The following is a 359-nucleotide window of genomic DNA, read 5'->3' as shown; positions in this document are numbered from 1 at the left end:
TTTTTAATCCAATTCAAGTCATGGTACAGAAATTTATCAAGCTGATTGATCCAATCTATCAAACTCTACCGAAAATATTCCGGTTTCGACAGAATTACCGCCAATTAAAGACTAGTGATGTCACGATGATTGCCTGCATGCTTACGAGAATCGAGCAACGAGACCCTTCTGAAACTCACTTCCATCACATGTTAGTTGCCTCAGGAATCGAGGTCCCCGAACGAACACGTTACAATCGTCGTTGTCGCGACTTAGTCCCCGCAATGAAGCTGATTCGGGATCGTCTACTAAAGTCATACGTCCCTAAGGTCACTTACGAGATCATTGATAGTGCCCCAATTACCTTAGTCTCGGCAAGG

General features: G+C 44.0%; 1 pseudogene. It reads left to right on the top strand.

From position 1 onward, the window contains the following. Positions 1 to 359 (top strand): annotated as a pseudogene (locus tag FC99_RS13910) (IS982 family transposase); the annotation flags it as partial.

Source organism: Levilactobacillus koreensis JCM 16448 (genome assembly GCF_001435525.1).
GTDB lineage: Bacteria > Bacillota > Bacilli > Lactobacillales > Lactobacillaceae > Levilactobacillus > Levilactobacillus koreensis.
The sequence above is the reverse complement of the archived record's forward strand: the minus strand, read 5'-3'. Positions and strand labels throughout refer to the sequence as shown.